This is a genomic window from Mycobacterium sp. 852002-51961_SCH5331710, from assembly GCF_001665535.1.
Lineage (GTDB): Bacteria > Actinomycetota > Actinomycetes > Mycobacteriales > Mycobacteriaceae > Mycobacterium.
The window spans coordinates 169,321-187,499 of sequence record NZ_LZSQ01000100.1 but is presented as its reverse complement, the minus strand read 5'-3'; the positions used below and the strand labels follow the sequence as shown (position 1 = coordinate 187,499).

Annotated in this window: 16 protein-coding genes and 1 tRNA gene; 12 read left to right on the top strand and 5 right to left on the bottom strand. The window is 67.1% G+C overall.

From position 1 onward, the window contains the following. Positions 1-103: 103 nt before the first annotated feature. Positions 104-2,119 (bottom strand): TPM domain-containing protein, encoded by a 2,016-nt coding sequence (locus tag A5752_RS17600; protein WP_067088032.1) that lies wholly within the window; start codon positions 2,117-2,119, stop codon positions 104-106. Positions 2,120-2,178: 59 nt separating this feature from the next. Here A5752_RS17600 and A5752_RS17595 point away from each other — a divergent pair, with 59 nt between their 5' ends. The 3 genes from A5752_RS17595 to A5752_RS17585 all read left to right on the top strand — a co-directional run bounded on the left by A5752_RS17595 (position 2,179) and on the right by A5752_RS17585 (position 5,759). After that, a complete protein-coding gene (locus A5752_RS17595) occupies positions 2,179-3,435 on the top strand; it encodes a deoxyguanosinetriphosphate triphosphohydrolase (protein WP_067088127.1) in 1,257 nt (418 codons plus the stop codon). A gap of 31 nt (positions 3,436-3,466) precedes the next feature. Then, positions 3,467-5,395, top strand: coding sequence for a DNA primase (gene dnaG, locus A5752_RS17590; RefSeq protein WP_067088030.1), 1,929 nt, complete (start codon positions 3,467-3,469; stop codon positions 5,393-5,395). 64 nt (positions 5,396-5,459) lie between these two features. Beyond that, entirely contained in the window at positions 5,460-5,759 is a 300-nt protein-coding gene (locus tag A5752_RS17585) for a DUF7155 family protein (RefSeq protein ID WP_353612407.1), read from the top strand. 2 nt (positions 5,760-5,761) lie between these two features. Here the strand turns inward: A5752_RS17585 and A5752_RS17580 are convergent, their stop codons facing one another. Beyond that, a complete protein-coding gene (locus A5752_RS17580) occupies positions 5,762-6,016 on the bottom strand; it encodes a hypothetical protein (protein ID WP_067088028.1) in 255 nt (84 codons plus the stop codon). Between the two features lie 147 nt (positions 6,017-6,163). On the opposite strand from A5752_RS17580, the gene A5752_RS17575 reads away from it, so the two are divergent. Both A5752_RS17575 and A5752_RS17570 read left to right on the top strand, forming a co-directional pair. Continuing rightward, positions 6,164-6,236, top strand: a tRNA-Asn gene (locus tag A5752_RS17575). Between the two features lie 74 nt (positions 6,237-6,310). Beyond that, complete coding sequence (locus A5752_RS17570) at positions 6,311-6,679, top strand: hypothetical protein (protein ID WP_067088025.1); 369 nt, start codon at positions 6,311-6,313, stop codon at positions 6,677-6,679. A 267-nt stretch (positions 6,680-6,946) separates the two neighbouring features. Here A5752_RS17570 and A5752_RS28240 read toward each other — a convergent pair whose 3' ends face one another. Then, entirely contained in the window at positions 6,947-7,642 is a 696-nt protein-coding gene (locus tag A5752_RS28240) for a hypothetical protein (protein WP_353612406.1), read from the bottom strand. A gap of 7 nt (positions 7,643-7,649) precedes the next feature. Here A5752_RS28240 and A5752_RS17565 point away from each other — a divergent pair, with 7 nt between their 5' ends. Beyond that, positions 7,650-9,191 (top strand): glycoside hydrolase family 183 protein, encoded by a 1,542-nt coding sequence (locus A5752_RS17565; protein ID WP_353612405.1) that lies wholly within the window; start codon positions 7,650-7,652, stop codon positions 9,189-9,191. 1 nt (position 9,192) lies between these two features. Continuing rightward, positions 9,193-9,687: a hypothetical protein gene (locus tag A5752_RS17560; RefSeq protein WP_156613960.1), complete on the top strand. Its 495-nt coding sequence runs from the start codon at positions 9,193-9,195 to the stop codon at positions 9,685-9,687. Positions 9,688-9,758: 71 nt separating this feature from the next. On the opposite strand, the gene A5752_RS17555 is transcribed toward A5752_RS17560, so the two are convergent. Then, positions 9,759-11,732, bottom strand: coding sequence for an acyl-CoA dehydrogenase family protein (locus A5752_RS17555; protein ID WP_067088020.1), 1,974 nt, complete (start codon positions 11,730-11,732; stop codon positions 9,759-9,761). A 101-nt stretch (positions 11,733-11,833) separates the two neighbouring features. On the opposite strand from A5752_RS17555, the gene A5752_RS17550 reads away from it, so the two are divergent. Together A5752_RS17550 and A5752_RS17545 are read left to right on the top strand one after the other, a co-directional pair. Then, the gene (locus A5752_RS17550; RefSeq protein ID WP_067088018.1) at positions 11,834-12,547 is read left to right on the top strand and encodes a VIT1/CCC1 transporter family protein; all 714 of its coding nucleotides are present in this window, start codon (positions 11,834-11,836) and stop codon (positions 12,545-12,547) included. A gap of 232 nt (positions 12,548-12,779) precedes the next feature. Further along, positions 12,780-13,988, top strand: coding sequence for a cytochrome P450 (locus tag A5752_RS17545; RefSeq protein ID WP_082963937.1), 1,209 nt, complete (start codon positions 12,780-12,782; stop codon positions 13,986-13,988). Positions 13,989-14,010: 22 nt separating this feature from the next. On the opposite strand, the gene A5752_RS17540 is transcribed toward A5752_RS17545, so the two are convergent. Continuing rightward, positions 14,011-15,135, bottom strand: a complete 1,125-nt coding sequence (locus A5752_RS17540) for an acyl-CoA dehydrogenase family protein (protein ID WP_067088015.1) — start codon at positions 15,133-15,135, stop codon at positions 14,011-14,013. Positions 15,136-15,253: 118 nt separating this feature from the next. On the opposite strand from A5752_RS17540, the gene A5752_RS17535 reads away from it, so the two are divergent. The 3 genes from A5752_RS17535 to A5752_RS17525 are packed head-to-tail and all read left to right on the top strand — an operon-like array spanning position 15,254 to position 18,179. Next, the gene (locus A5752_RS17535) at positions 15,254-16,456 is read left to right on the top strand and encodes an acyl-CoA dehydrogenase family protein (protein ID WP_067088013.1); all 1,203 of its coding nucleotides are present in this window, start codon (positions 15,254-15,256) and stop codon (positions 16,454-16,456) included. Between the two features lie 17 nt (positions 16,457-16,473). Next, the gene (locus tag A5752_RS17530) at positions 16,474-17,325 is read left to right on the top strand and encodes an MlaE family ABC transporter permease (protein ID WP_067088011.1); all 852 of its coding nucleotides are present in this window, start codon (positions 16,474-16,476) and stop codon (positions 17,323-17,325) included. Beyond that, entirely contained in the window at positions 17,325-18,179 is an 855-nt protein-coding gene (locus tag A5752_RS17525) for an ABC transporter permease (RefSeq protein WP_067088009.1), read from the top strand. Before A5752_RS17530 ends, A5752_RS17525 begins: the two co-directional genes overlap by 1 nt.

Here is an 18,179-nt window from a genome sequence, read left to right as displayed (position 1 = left end):
ACGCTCGGACGGCGACGAGCGTGCGCAACCCGTCGGGAATCGGCGGGGTGTCGTGTGCAAACACGCACCCTCGCCGAATGGGGAGACCTAGAAGCGGGGTGACCTAGAAGCGGCCGCCGCCGCCGAACATCCCGCCTCCGCCGCCTGAGCCGCCGAACGAACCGGGGCCGAACCCGCCGCCACCGAACCCGCCGCCGCCGAAACCGCCGAAGCCGCCGCGCATCCCGCCGCTGAGGATGTTGCCGATCAGGATGCCGCCGATGACGGCGCCCATGTTGCCCCCGCCGCCGCGGCCGCCACCGAACGGCCCCATGAACGAGTTGTGGGCGTTCTGCACGTCGGCGTTGGCCAGGTTCTGCGCCTGGGACGCGAGCATCGCGGCGCCGTTGGCGTGGGAAATGGCGCCGGCGGGATCGCTCTGCCGCTTTTCTTCGGCGGCGCTGATCTGCCGAACGGCCTCGGCCAGCCGGGTGCGCGCCTCGGGCCCGATGATGCCGCGGCGGGTGTCGATGAAATCCGACACCGACCGGACCCGCGAGCGCGCCGTGAACAGCGCTTCGTCGAGCGCTCGTTTGAGCCGCTCGGCCGCCTCGCGCTCCTCTTCGACAGCGGCCAGCAGCCGGTCGAGGTTCGCGTCCGCCTTCGTCAATTCCGTGAACGCACCCAGCGGGTCAGTCGCCTTCTCGCGCTGCGCGATCGCGACGGCAGCCGCCGCGGCGTCGCGGGCCTCGGCCAGCTGCGCTGCTTGCGGCACGTTGCCCTGCTGAAGCAGCGCACCGGCCTGTTTGATGCCGTTCTGGATGTCCTCGATCGTCGCGGGCAACGTGGCGGCGGCTCGCCGGATGTCGCTGGCCGCGCTGTCCACCGCATCGAGCAGCCCACGCGCCTGCACCAACGCGGACTCCGCCGCACGCACACACTCGACGAGTTCGCTCTGGCGGCCCGGCACCGGACGGGCGGCGAGCTCGCGGCCGCGGCTGATGTTCTCGTCGGCGAAGGTGAGCAGTTCCCTGGCCGCGTCGACGTTTCCGGCCACCGAACTCAGCGCCGCCGCGTCGAACTCGCTGTGCAGCTGTGAGAGTTTCTCGCGCGACGGGTCGAGCCGAGCGGTGATGTCGACCACCCGCTGGGTCATCGCGTCCAGCTTCGACGGCGCATTGATCACCAGGTTCCGCAGCTCGGTGAACGCGTCCCGCTGCGCGTCCAACTCGCGGTCGGCCTTGGCCGCCGCGACCACCACGCGGGTGAGCAGGTCGCGACGCTGGGCGGGCGTCTCCGGGATGGCGTCGTCGAGGATCTGCCGGACGTTGAACGCCTGCGCGAGCGTCGTTTTCGCGTTGTTGACCGCCCGCGTGAATGGCTCGGTCCGGTCCGCGCCGAACTCCTCGACGGCCAACTCCAGTTCGTGGTCGCTGGTGCGCACCGCGTTGTCCACCTCGACCACCATCGCGCGCGACAACTCGTCGAGCGCGTCCAGAGACACCGACGCCAACGCCTGCGGATCGGTGGGATCCACCCGGCGCGCGGCGGCGAACTCGGCCTTGCGGCGCTTGCTGCGCCGGCGCCGACGCCAGATCATCAGCACCACGACCGCCAGCGCGATCACCCCGAGCGCCACGAGCAGCCCGACCCAGCTGAGGCTGCCGGAACTACTCGACGCCGCGAGCCCGTCGGCCGCCGCGACCGCCGCCCCGGCCCAATCGCTCTGCCGCAGTGCGGGTTCGATGTCGTTGCGCCGCACGCTGTCCACCCGGCTCGAGCTCAACTCGGTGGCGCTGTCGGGCACCAGGAACGCGCACGAGCGGTCGACGGTGGCCACCGCGAGCAGAGCGTCATACGAACCCAGGTCGCTCGCGCGCATGGTGTTGCGCGCCCAGGTCTCGGCCGACTGACGGTCGAACGAGTCGACGTAGACCACCCACAGCCGGGTCTTGCGGCTGTTGTAGAGCGAGTCGATCGCCGACGTCACCTCCGCGCGGCCGGCGCTGTTGAGGACGCCCGCGTTGTCGGTGACGTAGCCCGGAAGTCGAAACGGCGGCTCGGCGGACACCGTCGGCGCGATCAGGGCACCGGCGGTGAGCATGACGAGCACGAGGGTCAGCAAGCGGACAAGGCGCATGCCCGCCAATCTAGTGCGCAACGCCGTCGGGCCGGTCGGTGCTGGCAGACTATCCGTCGGTGACAGGCAACGGGGATCCCTACAACGAGTTCGACCGCGAACGATGGGTGGTCGAGCCCCCGAAGGGTGCCGCGCTCCCGGGCACCGACACCGAGCACCGCACAGATTTCGCCCGCGACCGCGCCCGGGTCCTGCACTGCGCGGCGCTGCGCCGGCTGGCGGACAAGACTCAGGTCGTCGGCCCGCGTCAGGGTGAGACGCCGCGCACCCGGCTCACCCATTCGCTGGAGGTCGCCCAGATCGGCCGCGGGATGGCCATCGGCCTGGGCTGCGATCCCGACCTGGTCGACCTCGCCGGCCTGGCCCACGACATCGGCCACCCGCCCTACGGTCACAACGGCGAGCGCGCCCTCAACGAGATCGCCGCCGACTGCGGCGGTTTCGAGGGCAACGCCCAGAACTTTCGGATCCTGACCCGTCTCGAGCCGAAAGTCATTGACGCGCAGAAGGAAAGCGCGGGCTTGAACCTCACCCGGGCCGCGCTGGACGCGGTCACCAAGTACCCGTGGCAACGCGGGAGGCGGCCGACCAAGTTCGGCTTCTACACCGACGACCTGCCCGTCGCCGACTGGGTGCGCGCCGACGCACCCGCGGAGAAGCCGTGCCTGGAGGCTCAGGTCATGGACTGGGCCGACGACGTCGCCTACTCGGTGCACGACGTCGAGGACGGCGTGGTGTCCGGTCGCATCGACATGCGGGTGCTGGCCGACAACGACGCTGCGGCGGTGCTCGGTCGGCTGGGGGAGTCGAGCGGGATGGGCGGCGGAATGCGAGCCGACGACCTGCTGGCCGCGGCGACGCGGCTCTCGAGCCTGCCGGTGGTCGCCGCGGTCGGTAAGTACGACGGCACCCTGGCGGCGTCCGTCGCGCTCAAGAAGCTGACGAGCGAACTGGTCGGCCGGTTCGCGTCGGCGGCCATCGCGGCGACCCGCGCGGAATCCGGCCGAGGTCCGCTGGTCCGCTACCAGGCCGACCTGCGCGTTCCCGATCTGGTGCGCGCCGAGGTCGCGGTGCTCAAGATCCTGGCGCTGCAGTTCATCATGTCGGACCCGCGGCACCTCGAGCTGCAGGCGCGGCAGCGCGAACGCGTGCACCGGGTGGTGGAGTGGGTCGCCGCGCGAGCACCCGCCACGCTCGATCCGATCTTCGTGCCCGCGTACAACGCGGCCGGTGACGACGACGCCCGCCTGCGGGTCGTCATCGACCAGGTCGCGTCCTTCACGGAGGGCCGCCTCGAGCGCCTGGAACCCGCCTAGGCGTTCGCGCGGGGCGCTCTAGACTGGCCCGGTGGCCGGCCGTATCCCTGATCGCGACATCGCGGCCATCCGCGAGCAGGTTCGCATCGAGGACGTCGTCGGCGACTACGTGCAGTTGCGCCGCGCGGGCGCGGACTCCATGAAGGGGCTGTGCCCGTTCCACGACGAGAAGTCGCCGTCGTTCCACGTGCGGCCGAATCATGGCCACTTCCACTGCTTCGGTTGCGGGGAGGGTGGCGACGTCTATGCCTTCGTCCAGAAGATCGAGCACGTCAGCTTCGTGGAGTCGGTCGAACTGCTCGCCGACCGCGTCGGCTACACCATCACCTACACGGGCGGTTCGACCACCAACGTGCAACGTGACCGCGGTAGCCGCAGCAGGTTGCTGGCCGCCAACGCGGCGGCGCAGGAGTTCTATGCGGCCGCGCTGGAGTCCGACGAGGCCGTACCGGCGCGCCAATACCTGATCGAGAGGAACTTCGACGGTCAGGCGGCCAAACGGTTCGGCTGCGGTTTCGCGCCGTCGGGTTGGGATTCGTTGACGAAACACCTGCTGCGCAAGGGTTTTGAGTTCAAGGAACTCGAGGCGGCCGGCCTGTCGCGAGAGGGTAAACGCGGCCCGATGGACCGCTTCCACCGTCGGCTGCTGTGGCCGATCAAGGCCAGCGGCGGCGAGGTGATCGGCTTCGGTGCCCGTCGGATCTTCGACGACGATCCGATGGAAGCCAAGTACGTCAACACCCCGGAGACGGTTCTGTACAAGAAGTCGGCGGTGCTGTTCGGCCTGGATCTGGCCAAACGCGATATCGCCAAGGGTCACCAAGCGGTCGTGGTCGAGGGCTACACCGACGTGATGGCGATGCATCTGGCCGGGGTGACGACGGCGGTCGCGTCGTGCGGAACGGCGTTCGGCGACGAGCACCTGTCGATGCTGCGCCGACTCATGATGGACGACAACTTCTTTCGCGGCGAACTGATCTACGTCTTCGACGGCGACGCCGCGGGTCGCGCCGCGGCGATCAAGGCGTTCGAGGGGGAGCAGAACCTCGCGGGCCAGTCGTTCGTCGCGGTGGCCTCAGAAGACAAATTGGCTGGGATGGATCCGTGTGACATCCGGCTTCATTTCGGCGACGGCGCGCTGCGCGACCTGGTGGCGCGCCGAACGCCGTTGTTCGAGTTCGCCATTCGCACCGCGCTGGCTGAACACGACCTCGACAGCGCGGAGGGTCGCGTCGCCGCCCTGCGCCGGTGCGTGCCGATGGTGGCCCGCATCAAGGAGCCGATGCTGCGCGACGAGTACGCGCGACGGCTCACGGGCTGGGTGGGCTGGGCCGACGAGGCGCAGGTGCTGAGCCGGGTGCGCGAGGAGGCGCAGAAGCGCGGCCTGCCCGAACGCGGCGGGCGCCGGCGCGCCAACGACCAGGCGCAGCCACGCCGGTCGCGCACCCCGGATGTGGGGGCACGGCCCGACCCGGCCGACCCGACGCTGTGGCCGCAGCGCGAAGCGCTCAAAGCGGCTCTGCAGTATCCGGCACTGGCGGGGCCGGTGTTCGACTCGCTGACCGTCGAAAGCTTCACGCATCCGGGTTATGCGGCGGTGCGTTCGGCGATCGATGCCGCGGGTGGCACGTCGGCCGGCCAATCGGGGGCCGAATGGATCGAGACGGTCCGGTCCAAGACCGAGGCGCCGGCCGCGGCGAGCCTGGTCAACGAACTCGGTGTCGAGGCCATCAACGTCGTCGACGACGAGCGGTTGCCGCGCTACATCGGCGGAGTGCTGGCCCGGTTGCAAGAAGTGTGGGTGGGCCGCCAGATCGCCGAGGTCAAGTCCAAGCTCCAGCGGATGTCGCCGGTCGAGCAGGGCGACGAGTACCACGCGCTGTTCGGCGACCTGGTCGCGATGGAGGCCTATCGCCGCAGCCTGCTCGAACAGGCCAGCGGAGACGACATCTCTGCGTAGTCCGCGGTAACGCGATAGGGTGAGCGCGCTATACAACCGTGGGAACGGTCAGGAAGGCGTGCACGTGACATCGACCAACAACCGGGCGCGACGGTTCGTCGCCGCCGGCGCAGTCGCCGTCGCCGCGGTCGCGGCCCCGATCGCCGCCTCCGTTCTGGGAAGTACGTCCGATGCCGGCCAGCCGCTCGGCCAATGCCTGGCGTGGTTCGGGAACAAGGAAGACGGCCACTGCCTCGGAGTTTCCAACGGCAACGGCGTCAATGTCGGAACACCGCAGTTCGGCCTCAACGGGCCCGACGGGGCCGGCGTCAGCACCGGCCCGATGCTCCCGGGCCGCATCTACGGCAACGGTACGGGCTTCTAGACCTATCGGGCCCTTCGTACCTGCGCGGTCTCGGGACCGATGACCTCGGTTCCGTTGTCGATCTCGGTCAACTTGACCAGCGGCGGGTCCGGCGAGACCCGGTCAGCGATCTTGCGGCGTCCGGCGTCGAGCACAGCCTTCGCGGCGGGGCTCTCGGTGACCGCCTTATAGGTTCCGGCGATCTGCTCATACCGGCGTCGGCCGGCCTTGGAGCCGAGTACGTAGCCGACACCCAATACGACGAAATACCCGATCACGGGGTCCCTTCCAAACGATGGTGCGTTGTGCTCCATCCTGCCTCACATACCTGAGAGCGCGAGCGGAGGCGGCGTATTGGCGGCGCTGCCGACACGTACGCTAGAGTCAACCCCCGTCCCGCGCAGAGCGAGATCGCGGGCGAGCAGTCCCCTGTAGCTCAATTGGCAGAGCATTCGGCTGTTAACCGAAGGGTTGCTGGTTCGAGTCCAGCCGGGGGAGCAGGCATTACGACTTTCGATTGCTCGACCGTGTCGGGACCACTCTTCCCACTCCACGCAGCGCATGATGGGCGCATGGCTGAAGCAGGACTCTGGATCGCGTGGGGAATTCCCACCCGTGGACGCGAAGTGCAGGCGCTCGAACTCTTTCGGGAATCGCTCGAGGGCTATGGCGCCCAGCTCCTGCGCGACGAAAAGATCGAGCGCTATGACGTGGCGATCCTGCGCCCGCAGAACATCGAGCTCGGGGGTTTCGTTCTGGTCCAGGGGTCGAAAGACCAGATCGACGCGCTGCGCCGCGACGAGGACTTCCAGCAGTTCGTGAACCACATCCAACTGGTGGCCGACAGGGTCGGCATGGTCGACGCCTGGGTCAACGACGGCCTGGAAGAGGCCTTCGGTCTGTACGAGAAGGCTCTGCAGAAAGCCGGCATCAACTCCTAGAGGTAGCTCGGGACTGAGCCCGTAACGCAAAACCCCTCCATGGCGATGACTGCACTGACAGTTGTTGCAAATGAGACATCTGCCGATTTTGCTGTATACCCCCGTAACTGCCATTACATTGCTTCAGCGGGGCGGGGGATTTTCTCGGAGGGGAAGCATGGGCGCAGCAAGGTACGTCGGTCGTGTCGGCGGACTCGCGGTCGCGATGGGGGTGGGTACCGCGATCGCCGTCGGGCACGGTTACGCCGCCGCCGACGGCACCGATTCTCAATCCGACAAGTCGACCAGTTCGGAGTCCTCGCCCGGCACGAGCGGCCCCACCGGCGGCACAGGGACGGCGACCGGGACGGCCACATCGGGGTCAGGGACCACGGGGTCGACGTCGACTTCCGTGTCGGGCTCGACGTCAACGTCGACCAAGACCGACGACGATGACGATGACGATGACGATGACGACGCCAAGTCCGGTTCGTCGTCCAATACGACAACGCGAACCCGCACGGTCACCGGCGGTGTGACCGTCAGCGCCCAGACCAACACCGGATCGTCGCGCCCCACCACCGAGGCCAAAAAAGAGGCCGAGGACAAGGCGGGTGCGACGGCGACCGCGGAACCACCGAAGCCGACATCCACCCCGACCGCGGAGCCCACCTCGACGCCGACGGCCGAGCCGACGGCGACGCCGACGCCAACACCGACGGCAACGGCGACACCGACACCGACCGCCGAGCCGACAGCGACGGCAACCCCCGAACCGGCGTCGACTCCGACGGCCGAGCCGGAAAAGAAATCCGATCCGGACGACACCGATCCGTCGCTCCAATCGAAGCCCGGCGGTACCTCGAACTCATCGACGGAACAGCCGGGTGCCACAACCAACACCGCGGCGACCGACACGGCCACGACCAATGGGACGACCGAGCGGTCGATCACCGATCCGGGTGAAACCCCGGAGGAAGCCACGAATTACGTGGTCTTCGCCGATGCGCGGTCGCTGGCGTCGGGTGCCACGACCAACGTCTCCCCGATGATGGCGTTCTACCAGCCGACGACCGTCGCGCCGGCCGCTCCCACCAACCTCTTCACCGCGGTGACCAATCTCGTCACCAACACGATCAACTGGATCCTCAACCCGTTGGCCGGCACGGCGCCGGCCTCACCCGCGCAGCCGCCGCTGATCTGGGGTCTGCTCGCGTTCGCGCGTCGGGAGTTCGAGAACTTCTTCGCGGCGCTGACGGGACGGCCCACCAACACGCCGACGGTGATGACCCCGACGCTGATGGTGGCGGACCCGCTGACGGAACCGATGGCAAGAATGGCGCTGGCGGCCGCCGCGGCACCGTACACCCCGCTGTACTCGCCTTGGGCCAATCCGCAGGTGAGCCCGTCGACACAGTTCATCGCCTGGGTGACTGGTCCCTACGCCGACACCGTCGACCGCTTTTCGGTGGGCGGCACGGACCTCGGGATCATGTGGGACAACGGCATCGTGGAGGACGACCCGAACACCCCGGAAATTGAACGCCGCCAGATCCTCATCGCCTTCGGCGACACATTCTTCGACGGCAACATGTCGGAGGATTGGCGCTCCAACATCATCATGCGGAGTGAGGACTGGTACCTCGCCAACGGGATGGAGATCCCCGACGGCGAGTGGTACAACGGCGACATGTTCGGCGGGGCGCCGCTCGGCCCCGACGGTTATCCGACCAGAGCCAGGCAGGTGATTTGGCCCGATGGCCTGCCTGCCGGGATAACGCTGATCCCGACCGCGGGAATTTCTGTGCCCGTCGAGGGTTCGCGATACGGCGTCGTCCAATATGTGAGCTTCATGTCCGTGACGCAGTGGGGTGCGCCTGGTCAGTGGACGACGAACTACTCCGCGATCGCCTGGTCCGATGACAACGGTGAAACCTTCCACGTCGCGCCGGAAACCGTCCGCTACAACCAGCCGTGGAGCGGCAACCAGAATTTCCAACAGATGGCATTCGTCCGTGGCGAGGACGGCTACGTTTACGTGTATGGCACTCCCAACGGACGTCAGGGCGCGGCCTACCTGGCTCGGGTGCCCGAGCAGGACATCCTGGACCTGAGCAAGTACGAGTACTGGAACGGCGGCAGTGCCTGGGGTGGTGCCCCGGCCGGCTGGATCAAGGGCAATCCTTCAGCGGCCACTTATGTCTTCGGTGTCGAGCAGGGTTCCTGCGGTGCCAGCTCCGCCGGCAACCAGGTCAGCGAAATGTCGGTGCAATACAACAAGCAGTTGAAGAAGTACGTGGCCCTGCACGGCGACCAGTTCAACAACATCGTGATGCGGACGTCCGACACTCCGCAGGGCACCTGGTCGAAGCCGAAGGTGTTGATGAGCCAACAACCCGGCGGCATCTACGCTCCGATGATGCATCCCTGGTCGCCGTCGACCCAGGGCACCGGCACCGACCTGTACTGGAACCTGTCGCTGTGGGACTCCTACAACGTGATGTTGATGAAGACGGACCTGAGCAAGGTGTGACGTGTTGAGAGCGGCACTCGTCGGCATGCTGGTCGCACTCGTGAGTGCGCCCGTCGCATGTGCAGACCCTGGACCCCAGCAGCCCGGACCACCGCCACCCGGTCCGCCCCCGCAGGCCGATCAGTGCACCGCCGACCTAGAGGGCGCCATGACGCGACTGCCCGGTTCGGACACGCTGTCGGTGTGCCGAGGCGGCGCATGGCAGGCCGTGCGTGGTCCGCAGCCACCCGCGGGCCGCTGGGTGAGCACGGACTCGCCGCTCAAGCTGCACGGGCAGGGCATGCGCAATCCCGACATGGAAGCGGGCAAATGGACTGGCACGCCGCGGAATTCGGGCACGAGATGCAGCGCGCAACAGCAGGTGGTCGTCAGCCCCGGCGAGCTGAGTACGCCGTCGACCGTCGAAGGAGACCCTGGTCAACCGCTGCAGTTCGACGTGTCGCCGAGGATGTTTCTCATTGAGCTCGGCGGCGACTGCGTGTGGGCGCGGAGTTGATCCTGAGCGCTTGACCGAGCCCGGGGACAGATCCAGGCCCATCTCGTCCGATCGGCTGCCGATCCCAGGAACTACTTCGGTTCGATCGTCCCCGAACTGATCGCGTGCTGCTCCGTGTGCTCGTCGGCGTCGGGAATGTGCTCGGGATGCAGCATCTCCGCGTAGCGCAACTGTTCCGGAATACCGAACCCGTTGACGAGCAGCTCGGCGTACGGGCGTAGCGACCGGCACCGTTCGTTGATGCCGCGGGTGACGGCCTTGGCCCGTTCCGTCGAGATGTAGCGGTGTTCGATGAACCACGCCTTGTCCTCTTCGATCGCCGACAGGGCGTACAGATCGCACACCATGTTCAGGATCGTGCGGGCCTCCTCGTCCTCACAGGCATCGATGCCCGCGACGAACGCCTCGAGGATCACCCGGTCGATGTGTGCCTGTGCGCTGTGCAATACGTGGTCCTGCACGGCGTTGAAGGCCTCGAACTCGCTCATCTCCTTGGCCTTGCCCTGCAACCGGCGCGCCACGGTGGAGATCATGTACTCCTCGCGGTCCTCGAACATCTTGACCTGCGTGCCGCGGTTGAAGAGGCTGCCTTCCTCCTCGTTGTCCTGCCGCGTATCGAGGATGGTTTGCATGATCGTCTCGGCCGCAGTACGTTTCAGCACCCGTTCACCGGCGAAGTTCGCGGCGAACCGCACCCATTCGACCGGACTCATGCTCTTGATGTCGTCGGCGTACGCGGTGAGCAACTGCTTGGCCACGAGTTGGATCAGCACGTGGTTGTCGCCCTCGAACGTGGTGAACACGTCGGTGTCGGCCTTCAGCGCAATGAGCCGGTTCTCGGCCATGTAGCCTGCGCCGCCGCATGCTTCGCGCGCTTCCTGGATCGCCTGCGTTGCGTGCCAGGTGTTGACCGCCTTCAACCCGGCCGCCCGTGCCTCGAGCTCGCGCTGTTCCTCCGGGTCGGGGTTCTCGGCGCTCTGCAGATCGTGGCACTTCGCGACGAGTTCGTTCTGCGCGAACTGCAGCGCGTAGGACTTCGCGATCAAGGGCAGCAGCCGACGCTGGTGCACCAGGTAGTCCATGATGACCACCTCGTGGTCTTCGCCGGGTGCCTCGAACTGCCTGCGCTGCAACGCATACCGCGTCGCGATGTCGAGCGCGACGCGGGCCGCGGCCGCCGCGCTACCGCCCACCGTGACGCGCCCGCGCACCAGGGTGCCCAGCATCGTGAAGAATCGTCTGCCGGGATTCTCGATCGGCGAGCTGTAGGTGCCGTCCGGGGCCACGTCACCGTACTTGTTGAGGAGGTTCTCGCGCGGAACCCGGACCTTGTCGAATTGGATCCGGCCGTTGTCGACGCCCGGCAGACCGCCCTTGTAGTGGCAGTCCGAGGTGGTGATGCCCGGCAGGTCGTTACCCTCTTCGTCGCGGATCGGCACCAGCACACAGTGCACACCGTGACCGACGCCGTCCGGCGTGATCAACTGCGCGAATACCGCTGCCATCCGGGCGGTTTCGGCGGCGCCGCCGATGTAGTCCTTACGCGAGGTCGGCGTCGGCGAGTCGATGATGAACTCTTCGGTCGCAGGGTCGTACGTCGCGGTGGTCTCTAACGCCTGCACGTTGCTGCCGTGGCCCGTCTCGGTCATCGCGAAACAGCCGAGCAGGTCGCAGTCGATGATCCGGCGGACGTATTTCTCGTGATGACGCTCGGTGCCGAGGTTCTCGATCGCACCGCCGAATAGGCCCCACTGCACACCGGCCTTGACCATCAGCGACAGGTCAGACATCGCCAGCATCTCGATTTGGGTCACCGCGGCGCCGACATCGCCGTTGCCGCCGTGCTCCTTCTTGAATCCGTCCTCGGCCGAACCCTGGGCCGCCATGATCTTCAACTGCTCGGCGACCTTGGTCCTGGCGATGACGGTGTTCGGGGTGTAGTGCGGGCGGAAGATCTCGCTGGAGAGTTCTTCACGCAGCCGGTTCTTCACATCGCGCCAACGGCCGTCGAGCGCATTGCGCAGATGTTCCGCAGTGGTGGTCATGACTCGACGGTAGCCTTCTGCGCGCTTCCGCAAACTGTGATGTGGCAAACCCAGGCAATCCTGACTAGACCAGGTCAAACCGGAGGGGTTGAATCGTCGTCATGACCGCCCCGACCGGAGTGCCGCACACCTCGACGCACCGGCACTCCAATGTCACCGGCGGCTGGCTGCGCGCCGCGACCTTCGGGGCCATGGACGGTCTGGTCAGCAATACCGCACTCATCGCCGGTGTCGCCGCGGCCGCCAGCGCCCACACCGTCGTCATCAGCGGTGTCGCCGGGCTGCTGGCCGGTGCCTTCTCGATGGCGCTGGGGGAGTACACCTCGGTCACCACCGCCAACGAGCAGCTCGAGTCCGAGGTGCTGGTGGAGCGGCGGGCCTTCCGCAAGCATCCTGCGGCCGAGAAGGCGGAGCTGGTGGCGATGCTGATGGACATGGGCATGAGCCGCGAGACGGCGGCCAAAGCCACCGAGGAGGTTCACCAAGACGAGAGCCGCGCCTTGAACTTCCACCTCGTCCAGGAGTTGGGCGTCGACCCCCGCGAGAAGCCCTCGCCCTGGGTCGCGGGCGGATCGTCGTTCCTGATGTTCACCGTCGGCGCCATCATCCCGCTCATCCCGTACCTGCTCGGGTTCGAAACCCTCTGGGCCGGACTGGCGTGCGGCGGCATCGGCCTTGCTGTCGCCGGCGGTGTGGCCGCGCGCTTCACAAGGCGCCCCGTGTGGTTCGCCTCGCTGCGACAACTCGCATTCGGGGCGGTGGCCATCGCAGCCACGTACGTCGTCGGACTGTTGGTCGGTACGGCCGTCACCTGAGTGCGGCGGGCGCTTCCGAAGCGTGCAAGTTACCCCCGCGGCCGCAAGACCCTTGGTACCGTCCAATACGTTTTGAGCATCCCCCGGAGTCCAGGATCACACCCGGCGACTCGCCTCGACCGGGCCGGTTGTCCTGGCAAAATCTCTTCGTAGACAGGGGAAGTGGGCGACGCGGTCGAGGCCCACTGAACATGGCGATGCGCGGCCGGCCGATTGACGAGAGGTTCACGACGTGACGGCTGAACAGCAGGTTGGGCAGTGTCCGGTGGACACGTTCGAGCTGGCCGCGCTCGCCGGACCGGCCTTGACGGGATTCTCCAGCATCGATTCGCGCCAAGACCACATGCGCCCGGTGTTCCGCAACACCGAGGGCGAGGCCGGTTACTGGATGTTCACCGACTACGCCGCCATCCTCGAGGGATTGCAGCACCCGGAGATGTGGTCGAGCAGCGTGATCGTGCCGACCGATCCCGATCCGCCCTACCAGTGGATCCCGGTGATGGTCGATCCGCCGCAGCACGCCAAATGGCGACAGGTGCTTGCCGAATACTTCTCGCCCGGCAGGGTCAAGGGACTGCGCGACGAACACCGCAGGCTGGCAGCAGAACTCATCGAGCGCATCTCGGCCGACGGCGCCTGCGAGTTCGTCACGCAGGCGGCCAGGGTGTTTCCGTCGCACATCTTCCTCAACATCATGGGCATGCCGATCGAGCGTCTGGACGAGTTCCTCGACTGGGAGGACAAGATGCTGCACCAGTCCGGCACCGGCGACGAAGCCATGGCCATCCGGGTGGAAGGCATGACCCAGGTGGTCGGCTACTTCCAGACGCTGATCGACCAGCGCCGCGCCGACCCGGATCCCCGTGCCCACGACATCGTCAGCGCAGCCCTCGGGTGGACGATCGACGGTGAGCCGGTCAGCGACGGTGACCTGCTCAACTGCCTGCTGCTGTTGTTCATGGCGGGTCTGGACACCGTGGCAAGTCAGCTGTCCTACGCGATGCTGCACCTGGCCACCCATCCCGACGACCGCGCTCGCATCGTGGCCGAGCCCGAGCTCGTTCCGCAGGCAATCGAGGAGTTGCTGCGGGTCTATCCGATCGTGCAGACCGCCCGAAAAGCCACCCGCGACATGGAGTTTCACGGCTGTCCGGTCAAGGCCGGCGACATGGCCTCGTTTCCGCTGGCCGCCGCATGCCGTGACGAGACGGTGTTTCCCCGAGCCCGCGAGGTCGACCTCGGCCGCGGCATCACCCGACACATCTCGTTCGGTGCAGGTCCGCACCGCTGCCTGGGTTCCCACCTGGCGCGCCAGGAGATGACGGTGTTCCTCCAGGAGTGGCACGCCCGCATCCCCGACTATCGGGTCGCCGAACCACCCATCGAGCACGCCGGGCAGGTATTCGGGCTGGACTCGCTACAACTGAGCTGGAATCGCTGAGCGATCGCCAGGTGCAGGCCCGTCAGGCAGAAGCCAGCACCTGCGCACGGAACAGCTGTTCGCGGTGGTGGTCGGCGTCTCCGTAGAGCGCTGCGCCCACCCGCGCTCGGCGCAGATACAGGTGCAGGTCGTGCTCCCAGGTGAAGCCGATGCCGCCGTGCAGCTGCAATGCCTCGCCGGCAAGGCGATTCACCGCTTCGGAGACGTACGCCTTGGCCACGCTCGCGGCGTGCGCGCTGTCGTGGTGGTCGCTGTCGACGGCCATCGCGGCGAAGTACGTTGCCGCGGCACAGGATTGACTCCAGATCCGCATGTCCGCGCACTTGTGTTTGACGGCCTGGAAGCTGCCGACCGCCCTACCGAACTGCTCCCGCTCCTTCACGTAGGTCACCGTGAGCTCGAGCAGGCGCTCACCGATCCCGACCAACTCGGCGCAAGTCAGCACCGCCGCGAGCTGGCACGAACGGGCGATGGACTCCTCCGCGGCCGCGCCTTCGGCGAGCATCGCCGCGCCGTCCAGCCTCACGCCGTCGAGCACGATGTCGCAGAACCGGCGGGTCACGTCGAGTGTGTGTTGTCGCTCGATCTTCACGCCGGTCGCGTCGGCGGGCACCAGGAAACGTGCCGCATGCCCGTCGAGCATGGCGTCGACCAGAAGAATGGCGGCCGAATCGGCGTCCTGGGCCGACGCCTTCGCGCCATCGAGCACATACCCGGAGCCGTCCCGTGCTGCAGTGGTCTGGATACCCGCCACCGACCAGGGCCGTCCCACCTCGGCGAAGGCCCAGGCTCCCGTTCGCGCACCCGAGGCCAGTCCCGACAACAGCTCGGCGCGACCGTCCACGGTCGAGCGGGTGACGGCGTCAGCGACCACGGCCGTCGGCAGGAAGGGGGTGCTCGCCAATCCGCGTCCCAATTCGACTGCCACCAAAGCCCATTCGATGACCTGCTGGCCGAGGCCCCCGTCCTCTTCGGGAATGGCCAGCGCGGGCCATCCGAGCTCGGCCCCCTTACGCCACAACTGGCCGTCGTAGCCCGCCGGTCCATCGATCAACGCCCGGGCCGCGGCAACCGACGCCTGTCGTTCCAGCAACTCGCGGGTGACCTCGATCAGCCCCCGTTGCTCGTCGGTGAGATCGAAATTCACGGCGTCTCCTCGGCTCTGATCGGTGACGGAAGGACCGGATCTGGAAAAGCCTTCACAAGATACAGGATACTGATTAAGCTCGATTGCTGGTTCGGCCATTCAAGGGAGAGGGGTTGATTTGCACCTCGAACAGGACACGCACCTCGACTTGCTGCGGGAGCGGGTGCGTGCCTTGGCCGCCCGATGTCAACCGCCTCGACATGGTCGAACCGGCGTTCGGGCGCCGGAAGCGCACGACATTCCCAAACTTCGGGAGTGGACGGCGCGATTGTTCTCTGAGCAAATGCTGGGAGTGAACTGGCCGGTCGAGTACGGTGGTCTGCCCGATCCGCATCCGCTGCACGAATCGGTCGTAATCGACGAGTTGATCCGTGTAAACGCGCCTGGCCCGGTGGGCGGCGGGATGCTCGCGGCGGCGGCGATCATCGACTCAGGGACCACCGAGCAAAAGGATTACTTTTTGCCCCGGATCCGGTCGGGGGAGCACATCTGGTGCCAGCTGTTCAGCGAGCCCGATGCCGGCAGCGACCTCGCGGGCCTGCGCACCCGCGCACGTCGCGATGGCGACGCCTTCGTCATCGACGGTCAGAAGGTGTGGACCACCAACGGCCAGCACGCCGATTGGGGTTATTTGCTGGCCCGCACCAATCCCGACGTTCCCAAGCACGCGGGCATCACGGCCTTCGCTCTGGACATGTCGCTGCCGGGCGTCACGGTACGGCCGCTGCGCGAGATCACCGGAACGTCGGACTTCAACGAGGTCTTTCTCGACGGCGTGCGCGTTCCGGTGGAGCATGTGATCGGCGAGGTCGATCAGGGCTGGGCCGTGACGACCGCCAGCCTGGTGCACGAGCGCGCAGGCGCGGGGAGTGGGGCGTCGCTGTTCGGAGCGCTGCAGCGGCTCGTCCGCTTGGCGGGCACCCTGCCCGATACGTCCGGCGCCGCCGACCGTGCCGAAGGAGGCTCTGCACTCGACCGCCGCGATGTGCGCCAGGCGATCGGCGGGTTCGTCGCCGACGTACACGTCAATTCGTTGGTCGCGGCCTACAACGAGAGCAGGGCGTTGCACGGCGGCGCCGACATGGCCGACGCGCCGGTGTCGAAAATCCTGTTCAGTCAGATCAACCTGGCGTTGCACGAATACGGTCTGCAGCTGCAGGGTCACGACGGTGTTCGAATCGAGACGGATTCGCATGTGCGCGACGGTGGTTGGTGGCAAGATGCGTTTCTCTACGGACGGGCTTTCACCATCGCCGGAGGGACCAACGAGGTATTGCGTAACGTCATTGCAGAGCGGGCGCTCGGACTACCACGTGGCTGACGGCTGGTGAGTGCGGGATGACGACCCCGCGACAGGTGTACCCCAGCCCGCTCGGCGAGGTCGGCGACTGGGGGCGCGGTTATGTCCAGCGTCACCCCGTCGCGGCGCTGAATACCGTTGGTAGTCAGTGCATTCTGGGCCTGCAGGCAATCCGGTACCTCATCGTCGACATCGTCAGGTGGCGGTTCCCGTTCTGGGAGTTCGTCGAACAGGCGGCGTTCATGGCGTCGACGGCGATGCTGCCCACGATGTGCGTGGCGATCCCGATCGGGGTGACGCTGCAAATCCAATTCGCCCTGCTGGCCGGCCAGGTCGGCGCCACCTCGCTGGCCGGTGCCGCCAGCGGTCTGGCGGTGATCCGTCAGGGCGCGCCGTTGGTGGCCGCCCTGCTGATGGCATCGGCGGTGGGTTCGGCGATCTGCGCCGACCTCGGATCGCGCACCATTCGTGAAGAGGTGGATGCCCTTGAGGTGCTCGGCATCTCGGCGGTGCGCCGGCTCGTCGTCCCGCGACTGGCGGCATCCATCGTCGTCGGCGTCGCGCTGACCGGGCTGGTGTGCTTCATCGGCTTCCTTGCCGGCTACCTGTTCAACACCTTCGCGCAGAACGGCGCGCCGGGCAGTTTCGTGATGACCTTCGCGTCGTTCGCGACGGTTGGCGACCTCGTCCTGACCATGATCAAGGCGGTGGTGTTCGCCGCCATCGTCGCGATCGTTGCCTGCGACAAGGGATTGACCACCAAGGGCGGGCCCGCGGGCGTGGCGAACTCGGTGAACGCCACCGTCGTCGCGTCCATCCTCCTGCTGATGATCACCAACGTGGTGTTCACCCAGATGTATGTGCTGCTCTTCCCCAAGGCAGCGCTCTGATGGCGGCGCCGTACTACCCGAAGGGCGTTCGGCCGATCCTCACCGCGTCCACGTCGGTTGCCGGCCTCGGCGTGCGACTGGGCCACATGCTGACCTTCTTCAGCCGCGCGGTCGCCGGGTTCCCGTTGGCGGTGACCCGGTACCGCAAGGCCTTCCTGACCATTCTGTCCGACGTCACATGGGGTAACGGATCGATCGTCGTCGGCGGCGGCACCGCATGGGTGATCATCCTTCTCGGTGCGACAGCGGGTGCGATCGTGGGCATCGAGGGCTACCAGGCGTTGCACCTGCTGGGCATGGAACCCGCTGCGGGACTGCTGTCTTCGACGGTGTCGACCCGGGAGCTCGCACCGGTGATGGCGGCGCTGGCGTTCGCAGCGCAGGCCGGCTGCAGATTCACCGCGCAGCTCGGCTCGATGCGGATCTCCGAGGAGATCGACGCGATCGAGTCGCTGGCGATCCGTCCGCTGCCGTACCTCGTCAGCACCCGCCTTCTTGCCTCCGTGGTGGCGATCATTCCGCTCTACATCCTGTGCCTGGTCGTCAACTACGCGGCGGTGCAGAGCATCGTGACGTTCGCGGGCGGTCTGTCGGCCGGATCCTTCGAGCATTACTTCCGGCTGGTGCTCACCGGCCAGGACATCGTGTACTCGGTCATCAAGGCGATCGCCTTCGTGATCATCACCTCCACCATCCAGTGCTACTACGGTTACTTCGCCGCCGGTGGACCGCAAGGCGTCGGCATCGCCGCAGGCCGCGCGATGCGCGCCAGCATCTCGGTCATGATCATCGCCAACCTCCTTCTCACCATCGGGTTGTGGGGAATCGGCTCGGGCGCAAGGCTCGGAGGCTGA

What these genes read in the sequence shown, in the direction of transcription:
- A5752_RS17570 (WP_067088025.1), top strand. Translation starts at nt 6,311, where the DNA reads ATGGCTGAAGCAGGACTCTGGATCGCGTGGGGAATTCCCACCCGTGGA.
- A5752_RS17525 (WP_067088009.1), top strand. Translation starts at nt 17,325, where the DNA reads ATGGCGGCGCCGTACTACCCGAAGGGCGTTCGGCCGATCCTCACCGCG.
- A5752_RS17530 (WP_067088011.1), top strand. Translation starts at nt 16,474, where the DNA reads ATGACGACCCCGCGACAGGTGTACCCCAGCCCGCTCGGCGAGGTCGGC.
- A5752_RS17600 (WP_067088032.1), bottom strand. Translation starts at nt 2,119, where the DNA reads ATGCGCCTTGTCCGCTTGCTGACCCTCGTGCTCGTCATGCTCACCGCC.
- A5752_RS17550 (WP_067088018.1), top strand. Translation starts at nt 11,834, where the DNA reads ATGACCGCCCCGACCGGAGTGCCGCACACCTCGACGCACCGGCACTCC.
- A5752_RS17555 (WP_067088020.1), bottom strand. Translation starts at nt 11,732, where the DNA reads ATGACCACCACTGCGGAACATCTGCGCAATGCGCTCGACGGCCGTTGG.